Genomic DNA, 11,952 nt, shown 5'->3' with positions numbered 1-11,952 from the left:
CCCCCTTAGTCATCAGATAGCCAAGTGCGCAGTAGTTTTGAAAATTCTTCTGGACGCTCTCTTGCCAGCTGTTCCAATTTCCTCCGACGCTCAGCACCTGGTGTAATGTCTTCAGTCGGGATTTCTTCGACTGTTTCGGTAAACGTCTCTTCTTCAAACTCTTCGAATTCGTCATTGTTTCTTCTTAACAACAGCCAGCCTGCTACGATGAGGACGAGTAGCCCTAAGCCCCCTGCAACGTAAACCCATGCAGGAATTGCAAATTGAGCGGTTTCCTCAACATCTGCTTTTCCAAATAAAGGCTGTGCGGTCACGACAATTCGGTCACCAACATCCCCTTCCATATCTTCGAGCGATGGAGAAGCGATGCTTGTTGAAACAACGGTCTCGAGCATATCCTCAATTTCGCCAATCGCTGTTGGTGGTAGGGATGTTAAATCGGTTGGGTCCGGCGGTTCCACAACGACTTGGACACCTAAATCTCTAACCGTGTATGGACTTTCTTGGATTTGTCGATGAATCCGATTCACATCATTGTTAATTCGCTCTTCAATTCGCTCGTAATCGCCATCCCCTGCAGCCCCTACAGCTGGGTAGTTGGCAATGTCATCGTCGCCTGTTCCGACGACACCTTCCTCAGGAACTCCGCCGCCTTCATAGTATTCAGACACACGCTCTACACTGATTGCAATTCCTTCCGTCGTATCTTCATCCACAGGTTCGACGAGCTCTTCCTCACGGTACTCTTGTGTGAAATCAACATCAGCGGTTACCGAAACGACGACCTTATCTTGACCCATCATCATCCCTAACATCTGCTGAAGCCGTTGTTGTATGTCTTGTTCTATGTTTCGTCGGATTTCTCGCTGTTGGTCGTAAACGTGAAGGGTACTGTCGCTCATCTCACTTTGGTCATATGTATAATTGTTAAAGAGTTGGTCAGTGATGACGATATTATCGGTAGGCAAATTCGGTATACTTTTAGATACGAGATTAAAAAGTGCTGATACGTTATGTGGATCGAGCGAATAACCACCTGCAAGCGTAAGTACGATGGACGCTTGTGCCTCACCAGGATCATCACTAAGCCAAATTGTCTCTTCTGGAAGCTGTATCATGACCGTTGCGGACTGAACCCCATCGATCGTCTGAATCAACCCTTCCAATTCCGTTTGCATTGCCGCTTTTTCCATGACCGAAAATTCGTTATCCGTCATGCCAAACCCAAGAGAATCACGAAAATCTTCGTAGTTAATGGCGCCTGTGCTCGGAATTCCCTCAGCAGCTAGCTCAACTTTCACATCATCAACGACGTCTCTTGGTACATAAATCGCTGTTCCATTTTCATTAATCGTATTGGCAATCCCACGGCTATCAAGCGTCTCTTTAATTTGTCCTGTTTCCTCAACGGACAAATTGCTGTAGAGCGGTGCATAGTTTGTGCGCAATGTGAAAAATAGCAACATTACGATTAGTAATAGAACGACAATGACCGAACCGATAAAGAAGCCTTTTTGCTTCTTTGTTTTGGACGTCCAAAACGTAATGGTCTGCGCCTTCATTTGTTCAATCTTCTCATTCATGGTTCGTCCCGCCTACTTCCGCTTAGAGATGCTACACTTGCATTCTCATGATCGTTTCATAAGCCTCGATGGCTTTGTTACGCACTTCAATCGTAGTTTGCATCGCAATACCGGCTTTCTCTGAAGCGATGATTACATCATGAAGGTTATCTACTTCACCTGAAACGAGTTTTTCGGTCATTTGCCGTGATTCGATCTGTTGGTCGTTCACGTTCTCAATTGCACCTTTTAGCAACTCATGAAACGCGCCATGCGCATCAGCCGGTGTGTGCGTGCGACTACTAGAAGCAACGTTTCCACTGTAACCTACAGGCATAAACGGTTGAATTGTGTTGCCACCCTCCATTACTTAACCCCCTCTAGTTATGTACGTCCAATTTCCAACGCTTTCATCATCATGCCTTTGTGAGCATCAAATACGGTAACATTCGCTTCATATGAACGCGTTGCCCCCATAATATCGACCATCTCTTTTAATGGGTCCACATTCGGAAGAAAAAGCATACCTTCTTCGTTCGCATCAGGATGGCCTGGTGCATACATTTGTTCAAACGGGGTTTCATCTTCTACAATTCCCGTAACCTGAACCCCATTTGCACGATTCTCTGCAGCTCGCAAATGTGACGCAAACGACGACTGCGCACCGCTGCCCATCGTGACCATCTTACGACGATAAGGCTGCCATTCCCCATCCACCATTTGCCCACGCGTCGTTTCCGCATTGGCCATATTGCCAGCAGCCACATCCATACGAAGCCGTTGAGCGGTTAGTGCGGAAGCGGTATGATTCATACCTGCAAACATACTCATCTAGTTCCCTCCTCGAATCGCAGTTTTTAAGGAGCTGAATTGTCCGTTTAATCGTTCGGCAACGGCATTGTAATAAATTTGATTGTTTGCCATCATCGCCATCTCATGGTCCAGATCAACATTGTTGCCATTATGGTTGAATGCTGTATCGGTATCTCTTTTCATCAATGGTTCCCTTCCTCCACTTGAAAAAGGTACATGACGCTCATCTGTTCGGTATGCATCCAATTTCGCCTGTGCGTCGGTGAGGGCAGACTGAAAGTCAACACGCCTTGCCTTATAATTCGGTGTATCGATATTGGCTATATTGTTAGATATCGCTTGTTGTTGCATCGATGATGCATTCAAACCTCTTTCCAAAGAAAGCATTGTATTGGATATTAAGCTCATTCGCTAACCCTCCCTGTATGATTCGTCCGAATCACTACACGATTCAACGCACTCAGTTCGGTACTTATGTATTGTGAACTTCGTCTCTTTAAATTGTAGTCAACGTCGACAATTTTTTCTATTATAATCTAAAATTTTCATGAAAACACGAGCTACGGACTATTAAATGTTCGATTATATTAATACTTTTTAACTAAACCCAATTCACCACTTCCAAAACGATAGTTCTTAAAGACCAGTAATATGTTTTCGTTTCGACATGAGCACTGCAAGATAGACAGGAGAAAACCCCTCACCACTTTCCTAATATTGGTATTTTTTGTCGGATTTCATTTCATGCTTGCGTTCACCTTCTATAGGCACATGCCTTCTTCACTAAGTGCACACCAAAAGGACTGGTCATTTCGTCATAACAAACACGAAAAAAGCCCCACTCCTTTTATCAGGAATGGGGCTTTTGCTTTGCTTATTTACTCGTCTCTTAGTCTTTCAAGTTCTGTAAGAAACTTTCCATTTAACACTTTAATATACGTACCTTTCATTCCTAGGGAACGAGATTCAATGACACCGGCACTTTCTAACTTACGAAGTGCATTCACGATGACAGAACGTGTAATTCCTACACGGTCAGCAATTTTACTTGCGACAAGTAAGCCTTCTTTGCCGTCAAGTTCTTCAAAGATATGCTCAACCGCTTCTAACTCACTGTAAGATAATGAGCTAATCGCCATTTGAACAACCGCTTTACTTCTTGCTTCTTCTTCAATTTCTTGAGCTTTCTCATGGAGGATCTCCATGCCGACAACCGTAGCTCCATACTCAGCTAGAATGAGATCATCATCACTGAAAGAGTCATTCAAGCGGGCAAGAATGAGCGTACCAATACGTTGTCCTCCACCGATGATTGGAACAATGGTTGTAAGTCCTGTTTTAAATAGTTCACGGTTTTCAACAGGGAATGCTGTGTACTTGCTGTCAATATCAAGGTTTGGAGATGTTTCAGCAACCCCAAATAATCCTTCTGTATACTCTTCAGGGAATTGACGCTCCTCTAAAATGCGGTCAATCTTATCGTGCTCGATCTCTTGTTGAATGGAATAACCGAGCAACTTCCCTCTTCTACTGACAACGAATACGTTCGCTGTGATGACATCGCGCAATGTTTCTGCCATGTCTTTAAAGTCCACATGTTGCCCCGCTGATTTTTGTAGCATCTCATTGATCTTTCTAGACTTCGTTAATAGTTCCATCTGTTAATAGATCCTCCTATTCATATATTACAATATAAAGTGGCTGGTATCTTGGTTCGCTGCAACGTCTTTGAGCTTATCATCCACATAAGACGGCGTGATCGTAATCTTTTCTAACGTCACATCTGTCGCTTCAAAAGATAGGTCTTCAAGTAAACGTTCCAGTAGTGTGTGCAAGCGTCTTGCGCCAATGTTCTCCGTCGTTCGATTTACATGCTCTGCAAGTTCAGCCAATCTAACTACAGCTTCGTCAGAAAATTCAACGATTATACCTTCAGTTTCCAAAAGTGCTGCATATTGTTTGAGCAGCGCATTGTCAGGCTCTTTTAAAATCCGCACAAAGTCATCTTTCGTGAGGTTATCAAGTTCCACACGAATCGGAAAACGCCCTTGCAGTTCAGGAATGAGGTCTGACGGTCTTGAAATGTGGAATGCACCAGCAGCAACGAACAATATGTGGTCGGTTTGCACAGGTCCATATTTCGTCGTTACCGTTGCTCCTTCCACAATAGGAAGGATATCTCTTTGAACACCTTCTCGAGATACGTCAACACTGTTGTTCTGCTGTTTTCCTGCAACTTTATCAATCTCATCGATAAAAATCATGCCAAGTTGCTCTGTCTTCTCAACAGCTTTTTGGCTAATCTCTTCCATATCAACAAGCTTTTGTGCTTCATCATCAGCCAGAACTTTGCGCGCTTCTTTTACAGTTAGTCTGCGCTTCTTCTTACGCTTTGGCATCATGTTGCCAAGCATGTCTTGCATGTTCATGCCCATCTGCTCCATACCAGACCCTTGAAACATATCCATCAGTCCAGCATTTTGCTCATCTACTTCAACCGTTACCGTTGTATCTTCTAGCTCACCTGTTTCAAGCTGAGCTGCAATTCGTTTTCTCTGTTCCTTTAACGATTGCTGATCCGCATCTTCAAGGTCATCCACATCTTGTTGAGCGGCTCCGCCTTGGTTAAAAAACATCTCCAACGGATTTTTGTACGATTGATTCTTCTTTTTTGACGGGGCTAACAACTCAACAAGTCGTTCGTTAGCAAGCGAGTCTGCTTGCGGCTTTACAGCCTTTGTCGCTTCGTCTTTTACGAGGCGCACCGCGACTTCCACTAAGTCACGCACCATCGATTCAACGTCGCGACCGATGTAACCGACTTCGGTGAATTTCGTCGCTTCGACTTTTACAAACGGCGCACCGACGAGCTTTGATAATCGTCTGGCAATCTCGGTTTTTCCGACACCGGTAGGACCAATCATCAAAATGTTCTTCGGTGTAATTTCATCTCGCATACTTTCTGCAACTTTACTTCTTCGATACCGATTTCGAAGCGCAACGGCTACCGCTCGTTTCGCCCCAGATTGGCCAACAATATATTGATCCAATTTGTTTACAATTTGCTTTGGTGTTTGATTGGCATGTTCCAAAAGCCATCACCTATCCTTTATCATCTCACAAAGGAGAATGATTAAATTTCTTCAACGATTCGTTCATGATTGGTATACACACAAATGTCTCCAGCTGTCCGCAATGCTTCTTCAGCAATTTCTTTGGCACTAAGAGATGAATGCTTGGCAAGGACTCTACCTGCTGCCAGCGCATAGAACCCACCTGACCCGATGGCAATCATGCCATCATCGGGTTCGATGATCTCTCCTGTACCCGCAACGAGTAACAACTTCTCCTCATTCATGACGAGTAGCATGGCTTCTAATTTGCGGAGCACTTTATCATTGCGCCATTCTTTCGCTAGATTAATTGCTGCTCGGTCTAATTGACCACTGGCTTCTTGAAGTTTCCCTTCAAACATATCAAACAGCGTGAATGCATCTGCAACCGAACCGGCAAATCCTGCAACAACTTTCCCGTTGTAGATTCTTCGAATCTTCTTTGCTGAGTGCTTCATCACCGTTGCCTGACCGAACGTTACTTGACCGTCACCTGCCATCGCCCCTTTTCCGTTGTGGCGAATGGCAAAAATCGTTGTCGCATGGAAAGACTGTTCCATGTTGCCTCCTCTCAGGTGCGTGGATGTGCACCTTTATAGACCTTTCGCAGACGCTCTGTCGTTACGAGAGAATAGCGGTTGAGTTGTTGACAGGTCAAGAACCCTGAGCAACTCCTGTACCGCTCGTAAATCCGCACCTTCGTTCAACAGATGTGTTGCGAATGTATGCCTTAGACTATGCGGAGAAATGTGTAAGGTGTGCGAAGCTTCTCGAACCCGTTTCGTAAGAATGTAGCGAAGCCCACGATCCGTAAGTGGACCCGAGCGGAAATTCAAGAACACTCCTGTTTCTTCATGCTGCAGCAACGCTTGCCTGCCATCTTCCATATATCGTCGAACGGCCGCCACCGCAAGGACTCCAACTGGAACGTATCGTTCCTTTCGCCCTTTACCAAGCATAAGAATGAGGTCAGCATGATTATCGATGTGTTTGACTTGAAGACCGATAAGTTCACTTGCTCAAATGCCCGTTGCGTAAAGGAGCGCTATCATAGCCAGATCTCTTTGTTGAAGCGGGGAGTCACCTCCACAAGCATCAAACAATACTTGTAGTTCTTCTTCATACATAAATCGCGGTAAGCGATTGGGTTGCGAGGGGAAGTGTGTAAATGCTGTAGGGTTCTCCGAAACCATTGATTCCCGTTTTAAGAAACGATAAAACGTTCTTAATCCGGATCATTCACGAGCGATGCTCGTGCGTTTTAAACCTTTATCATGTAATCGCGTCAAATAAAGTCGAATGTACACATTCTGTGCAGACAAGCATCCTGCATCCACGCTCTCAGCATCCAAGAAATTCTTCCAATCTTCGAGTTAACGACTGTATGCTTTGATTGTGTGCACAAAAGCATTCTTCTCCACTTGTAGATATTGAAAAAATCTTTGATAAGGATCTTGTGCAGTTGTACACATGATCATTCACCTCATTAAAGCGACTAAATTCTATCACATAACCTGAGCAATCGCAACCTAAACGCCTTCTTTTTTCATAAAATTCTGAACGGAACTCAACGCTGTTCGTCCAAGATACTCGTACCTTTCTTTCTTTTTCATTCGCTCTTTCGGACGAGGCACAAGCCCGAAATTTGCATTGATTGGTTGAAAATGATCAGGATCTGCCGTCGTAATATATTCTGCCATTGCACCGATCATCGTTTCTTTTGGGAAAACCGTTAATTCATTCCCTTTCACAAGGTTTGCCGCGTTAATGCCTGCAACAAGCCCAGAAGCAGCGGATTCTACGTACCCTTCTACACCGGTCATTTGACCTGCAAAGAACAAATCATTCCGCTCTTTATATTGATACGTTGGATGAAGAAGTGTCGGGCTCTTCATAAACGTGTTTCGATGCATCACGCCGTACCGGACGATGTCCACATTCTCTAGACCAGGAATAAGGCGGATCACTTCTTTTTGTGGTCCCCATTTCATATGTGTCTGAAATCCGACAATGTTGTAAAGACTGCCTTCAATATTATCTTGACGCAGTTGAACGACTGCATATGGGCGTTCTCCCGTTTCAGGGTGTTCTAGACCAACGGGCTTCATTGGTCCAAAGAGAAGTGTCTTTTCTCCTCTTGCTGCCATTACTTCGACAGGCATACAACCTTCAAAAAACATTTTCTTTTCAAATTCACGCAACGGGACGGTTTCTGCGCGAATGAGTGCATCATAGAAAATCTTAAACTCAGCCTCTGTCATCGCGCAGTTAATGTACGCCGCTTCCCCTTTGTCATAGCGCGATTTGTAGTACACCTTGTCCATATTAATCGAGTCGGTTTCCACGATTGGAGCTGCCGCATCGTAAAAGTACAGTTGATCTTTTCCTGTCAAATTGATAATGCTCTCTGACAACGCTGACGACGTCAATGGGCCCGTCGCAATAATTGTCGGTCCATCAGGAACCTCTGAAACTTCATCGCGCACGACCGTAACGAGAGGATGATTGTGAAGAGTGTTTGTCACTTTTCCAGCAAAGTCATGCCGATCAACAGCAAGTGCCCCGCCTGCCGGAACTGCACTTGCATCGGCAGATTGAATGACGAGTGAATCTAAATATCGCATTTCTTCTTTTAGAACACCAACGGCATTGGCCAATGAGTTGCCTCGTAGCGAGTTCGTGCAGACGAGTTCAGCAAATTGTTCTGTATGGTGGGCGGGTGTCTTTTTCACCGGTCTCATTTCATAAAGCGTTACGGGCACGCCGCGATTTACAAGTTGCCATGTTGCTTCACTTCCTGCAAGGCCAGCACCAATTACATTTACAGATGGATATTGACTCACATTCATCACCTCGTTTTTAGATTACGTACATCCCCTTATCTTTCCATTATACGTGATTGCCCGTTTGTTAGAAAAACAAACATTCAGTGAACAAATTTACACATAAGGAAGCGCCCCTTCTACAGAAAGGGGCGCTTGTGTCTTAGTTTGGTTCTTCTTCGTAATCACACTTGGTACATTGTACTCGAACTTCTTTTTTCGTTTTCTTCTCCACGAGCAATTGTTGACATTTAGGACATGGCCTAGCAATCGGTTTGTCCCAAGAAACAAATTCACATTCTGGGTACCGTTCACACCCAAAAAATGTCCGTTGTTTTTTGCTCTTCCGCTCAACCACATCGCCTTTTTTGCACGTCGGGCAAGTGACGCCAATCTTCTTAACAATCGCTTTTGTATTGCGGCAATCTGGGAAGTTGGAACATGCCATGAACTTTCCGTATCGGCCCATTTTAATGACCATCGGATTGCCACACACTTCACAATCTTCACCAGCGGGCTCGTCTTTAATCTCAACTTCTTGCATTTCTTTCTCCGCAACGTCGAGACGCTTTTCAAACCCTTTGTAGAAATCGTCAATAATGCCAATCCAGTCCGCATTACCTGCTTCAATCTCATCCAAGTCTGTTTCCATTCGAGCTGTAAACTTGACATTTAAGATCTCAGGGAAGAACTCAACGATCAGATCAAGAACAATTTCTCCTAATTCAGTAGGCACGAAACGTCGATCTTGGAGCGCGACGTAACCTCTTCTTTGAATCGTGTCGAGCGTTGGAGCGTACGTCGACGGCCTGCCGATGCCAAGCTCTTCCATCGTCCGTACGAGCCGTGCTTCTGTGTACCTTGGCGGGGGCTGCGTGAAATGTTGGTTTTCATTTAGCTCTGTTGACGTTGCCGTCTCGCCTTCCTTAAGCTCAGGCAAATACTTCTTGTCATCTTCTTCGTTGCCGTCATCATTACCTTCAACGTACACTTTCATGAAACCAGGAAACTTCACTTTAGATCCTGTTGCCCGAAACAACACACCGTTGTTCGTCAAGTCGACACTCATCGTATCCATTACAGCAGGAGCCATCCGGCTTGAAACCATACGCTCCCAAATGAGTCGATAAAGACGCAACTGGTCTCTTGACAAGTAGCTTTTCACTTCTTTTGGTTCTTTTGCAACGGTTGTCGGTCGAATGGCCTCGTGAGCATCTTGGGCATTTTCATTTTGTTTTGTTTGTTTTCGTTCAGCCCCGAGGTATTCTTTGCCGTACTTGTTCTCAATGTACTCCCGCGCTTCTTCTTTAGCGGTATTGGAAATACGTGTGGAGTCGGTACGCATATACGTAATTAAACCGACAGTCCCTTCTTTTCCAAGATCCACACCTTCATACAGCTGTTGTGCCAACATCATTGTTTTCTTCGCTCGAAAATTTAATTTACGAGCCGCTTCTTGTTGCAAAGAAGATGTCGTAAACGGTTGTACTGGATTACGCTTTCGTTCCTTTTTTGTTACGGTGTCAATATGAAAATCGTTACCCTCGAGTTTGGCGAGTACGTTTTTCACATCTTCTTCCGTATGGAGGGATTGTTTCTTTTTATCCACACCATAAAATTGTGCATCAAACGTTTCTTTTTCATAAGAGAATTGCCCGCGAATGGACCAATACTCTTCAGGTTCAAATTGTTGGATTTCTTTTTCCCGCTCATTAATCATCTTTACAGCAACCGATTGGACACGTCCGGCACTTAACCCCTTTTTAACTTTCTTCCATAATAACGGGCTAATGTTGTACCCAACGAGACGATCGAGGATGCGCCGTGCCTGTTGCGAGTCAACAAGGTCCATATTAATGGGACGTGGGGTCTTAAACGCACCCTTAATCGCATCTTTAGTGATCTCATTAAACACAACGCGGCAATCCGAGTCCTGGTCAATATCTAAGCTATGCGCTAAATGCCACGCAATCGCTTCCCCTTCACGGTCGGGGTCGGCAGCAAGATAGATTCGTTTCGCTTTCTTGGCTGCTTGTTTTAATTCTTTTAGGACTGGGCCCTTTCCACGGATCGTTATATATTTCGGATCGTAGTCTTGCTCCACATTCACGCCCATCTGAGATTTAGGTAAATCACGGATATGGCCCATGGACGCTTTAACCGTATATTTTTTTCCCAAATACTTTCCAATGGTTTTCGCTTTTGCGGGAGATTCAACGATTACAAGGTAATCTGCCATCTCTAGAGTTTCCTCCCCCTCTTTTTAAATGTAAACCTTCCCTATTATTGAACACCCATTTACAATTTGTCAAACACTAGTGTCCATAAATCGGTGAATTTTTATGAAATTACGACAATACATGCATCTAAAAGCGGATATTTAAGAAGGGATTAGATCGTCTACGGTTAACACCATTTTAGCACCTTGTTGAATCAGCCGATTCGTCCCAACACTCGTGCTCACACCGACATTCCCAGGTAAGGCACAGACGTCTTTCCCTTGCTCTAAAGCGCAATCAACCGTAATAAGTGTACCTGACCTTTCACCTGCTTCCACAACAAATAACAAATCTCCTAAGGCGCTAATTAATCGGTTTCTCTCTGGAAAATGCCATTTTTGTGGCACCACATCTGGTGGATACTCACTAAGTAGCAAATGATTTTGACTGATCGTCTTGGCGAGACCTTGATTTTCTTTTGGATAAATGTGGTTGTGGCCACTCCCAATGACCGCAATTGTCTTGCCGTTATTACCAATCGCAAGCTTATGGGCAAGCGTATCAATTCCCCGCGCGAGCCCACTTACGATAACCGTGTTTTGCTGAACAACGGGAACGAGTAACTCATTTAAACGAGCTTTACCGTATTCACTTGGACTTCTCGTACCGACAACAGCGAGTGTTCGGGTGCAATTTAACAAATGCTCGTTTCCTGACACATACAAAACGGGTGGTGGGTCGGATAAATACCGAAAACGGTCTGGATACTCCTCATCTACGATCGTCACAGAGCGAACGGAGCCTTTCGTATAGCGACAGACGACTTCGTCGACCGTTCTCGTTCGCCAATAGTGTTGCCACTGCTGTATGATATCAGAACGGCGGTTTGTGATCTGTTGTAATGATTCGTGTGAAAGACGAAAAATATCTAGCGTAGGCACTTTGAGTAGCAATTGACGTAAAGATGCGGAGGTCATGCGGGGTGAAGAGTGGAGGTAAATGAGGCGATTGCGCGTTTCGTTAATCTGAACCGCTCCTTTCAGGTAATCTTTGAATATTCTGTTATATTATAAGAAAAAAATAACTGTTGTCCAGTACGAATGCTTTGCCTCTTTATTTTTTGTAGCAATAAACACTACACATTAGTGACGCTGTCCACTAGGCCCTTCGTTTAAACCATTACAGCCAGATAACTGATCTGCAATCAGAATTGCTCAAGACGACATCTACTATTTAACACGATGAAGTAATGACATTCACGGAGCCTATAGTCGAGTTTGAACGTGCAACTTAAAAATTATTTCCAAAGGATCGCCGATTGGAATCAGATTCACTCCTATGTGACCTTTTGCCTCTTTCTGCTTCCAATCGATGCTTATCTATATAAGTAGAACGAAAGGATTTCACTGAATCCGATGACCGA

11 protein-coding genes are annotated in these 11,952 nt (G+C 44.4%); all 11 read right to left on the bottom strand.

The features are described from left to right. Positions 1–5 precede the first annotated feature (5 nt). Entirely contained in the window at positions 6–1,583 is a 1,578-nt protein-coding gene (gene fliF, locus ACE1TF_RS02355) for a flagellar basal-body MS-ring/collar protein FliF (RefSeq protein WP_375013903.1), read from the bottom strand. A 31-nt stretch (positions 1,584–1,614) separates the two neighbouring features. After that, positions 1,615–1,899, bottom strand: a complete 285-nt coding sequence (fliE, locus tag ACE1TF_RS02350; RefSeq protein WP_042396981.1) for a flagellar hook-basal body complex protein FliE — start codon at positions 1,897–1,899, stop codon at positions 1,615–1,617. Positions 1,900–1,946: 47 nt separating this feature from the next. Next, the gene (flgC, locus tag ACE1TF_RS02345; RefSeq protein ID WP_042396912.1) at positions 1,947–2,393 is read right to left on the bottom strand and encodes a flagellar basal body rod protein FlgC; all 447 of its coding nucleotides are present in this window, start codon (positions 2,391–2,393) and stop codon (positions 1,947–1,949) included. Further along, positions 2,394–2,783: a flagellar basal body rod protein FlgB gene (gene flgB, locus ACE1TF_RS02340; protein WP_042396913.1), complete on the bottom strand. Its 390-nt coding sequence runs from the start codon at positions 2,781–2,783 to the stop codon at positions 2,394–2,396. A gap of 470 nt (positions 2,784–3,253) precedes the next feature. Next, positions 3,254–4,033 carry a GTP-sensing pleiotropic transcriptional regulator CodY gene (gene codY / locus ACE1TF_RS02335; protein ID WP_375013900.1) on the bottom strand — a complete coding sequence of 260 codons (780 nt, stop codon included), beginning with the start codon at positions 4,031–4,033 and terminating at the stop codon, positions 3,254–3,256. A 27-nt stretch (positions 4,034–4,060) separates the two neighbouring features. Then, positions 4,061–5,467, bottom strand: a complete 1,407-nt coding sequence (gene hslU, locus ACE1TF_RS02330; protein ID WP_042396918.1) for an ATP-dependent protease ATPase subunit HslU — start codon at positions 5,465–5,467, stop codon at positions 4,061–4,063. 41 nt (positions 5,468–5,508) lie between these two features. After that, a complete protein-coding gene (gene hslV / locus ACE1TF_RS02325; protein WP_042396921.1) occupies positions 5,509–6,048 on the bottom strand; it encodes an ATP-dependent protease subunit HslV in 540 nt (179 codons plus the stop codon). 33 nt (positions 6,049–6,081) lie between these two features. Continuing rightward, positions 6,082–6,447 carry a tyrosine-type recombinase/integrase gene (locus ACE1TF_RS02320; RefSeq protein ID WP_304412680.1) on the bottom strand — a complete coding sequence of 122 codons (366 nt, stop codon included), beginning with the start codon at positions 6,445–6,447 and terminating at the stop codon, positions 6,082–6,084. Positions 6,448–7,017: 570 nt separating this feature from the next. Continuing rightward, positions 7,018–8,331, bottom strand: a complete 1,314-nt coding sequence (trmFO, locus tag ACE1TF_RS02315; protein ID WP_373900131.1) for an FADH(2)-oxidizing methylenetetrahydrofolate--tRNA-(uracil(54)-C(5))-methyltransferase TrmFO — start codon at positions 8,329–8,331, stop codon at positions 7,018–7,020. A gap of 142 nt (positions 8,332–8,473) precedes the next feature. After that, positions 8,474–10,549, bottom strand: a complete 2,076-nt coding sequence (gene topA / locus ACE1TF_RS02310; RefSeq protein ID WP_375013896.1) for a type I DNA topoisomerase — start codon at positions 10,547–10,549, stop codon at positions 8,474–8,476. Positions 10,550–10,690: 141 nt separating this feature from the next. Then, complete coding sequence (gene dprA / locus ACE1TF_RS02305) at positions 10,691–11,470, bottom strand: DNA-processing protein DprA (RefSeq protein WP_375013894.1); 780 nt, start codon at positions 11,468–11,470, stop codon at positions 10,691–10,693. Between the last annotated feature and the right edge of the window lie 482 nt (positions 11,471–11,952).

Source organism: Geomicrobium sp. JSM 1781026, from assembly GCF_041949955.1.
Lineage (GTDB): Bacteria > Bacillota > Bacilli > Bacillales > Marinococcaceae > Geomicrobium_A.
Note: the sequence above shows the minus strand (reverse complement) of the source record. Positions and strands in the feature narration are given on the sequence as shown.

What these genes read in the sequence shown, in the direction of transcription:
- flgB (WP_042396913.1), bottom strand. Translation starts at nt 2,783, where the DNA reads ATGAGCTTAATATCCAATACAATGCTTTCTTTGGAAAGAGGTTTGAAT.
- topA (WP_375013896.1), bottom strand. Translation starts at nt 10,549, where the DNA reads ATGGCAGATTACCTTGTAATCGTTGAATCTCCCGCAAAAGCGAAAACC.
- flgC (WP_042396912.1), bottom strand. Translation starts at nt 2,393, where the DNA reads ATGAGTATGTTTGCAGGTATGAATCATACCGCTTCCGCACTAACCGCT.
- hslV (WP_042396921.1), bottom strand. Translation starts at nt 6,048, where the DNA reads ATGGAACAGTCTTTCCATGCGACAACGATTTTTGCCATTCGCCACAAC.
- ACE1TF_RS02320 (WP_304412680.1), bottom strand. Translation starts at nt 6,447, where the DNA reads ATGCTTGGTAAAGGGCGAAAGGAACGATACGTTCCAGTTGGAGTCCTT.
- fliE (WP_042396981.1), bottom strand. Translation starts at nt 1,899, where the DNA reads ATGCCTGTAGGTTACAGTGGAAACGTTGCTTCTAGTAGTCGCACGCAC.
- fliF (WP_375013903.1), bottom strand. Translation starts at nt 1,583, where the DNA reads ATGAATGAGAAGATTGAACAAATGAAGGCGCAGACCATTACGTTTTGG.
- codY (WP_375013900.1), bottom strand. Translation starts at nt 4,033, where the DNA reads ATGGAACTATTAACGAAGTCTAGAAAGATCAATGAGATGCTACAAAAA.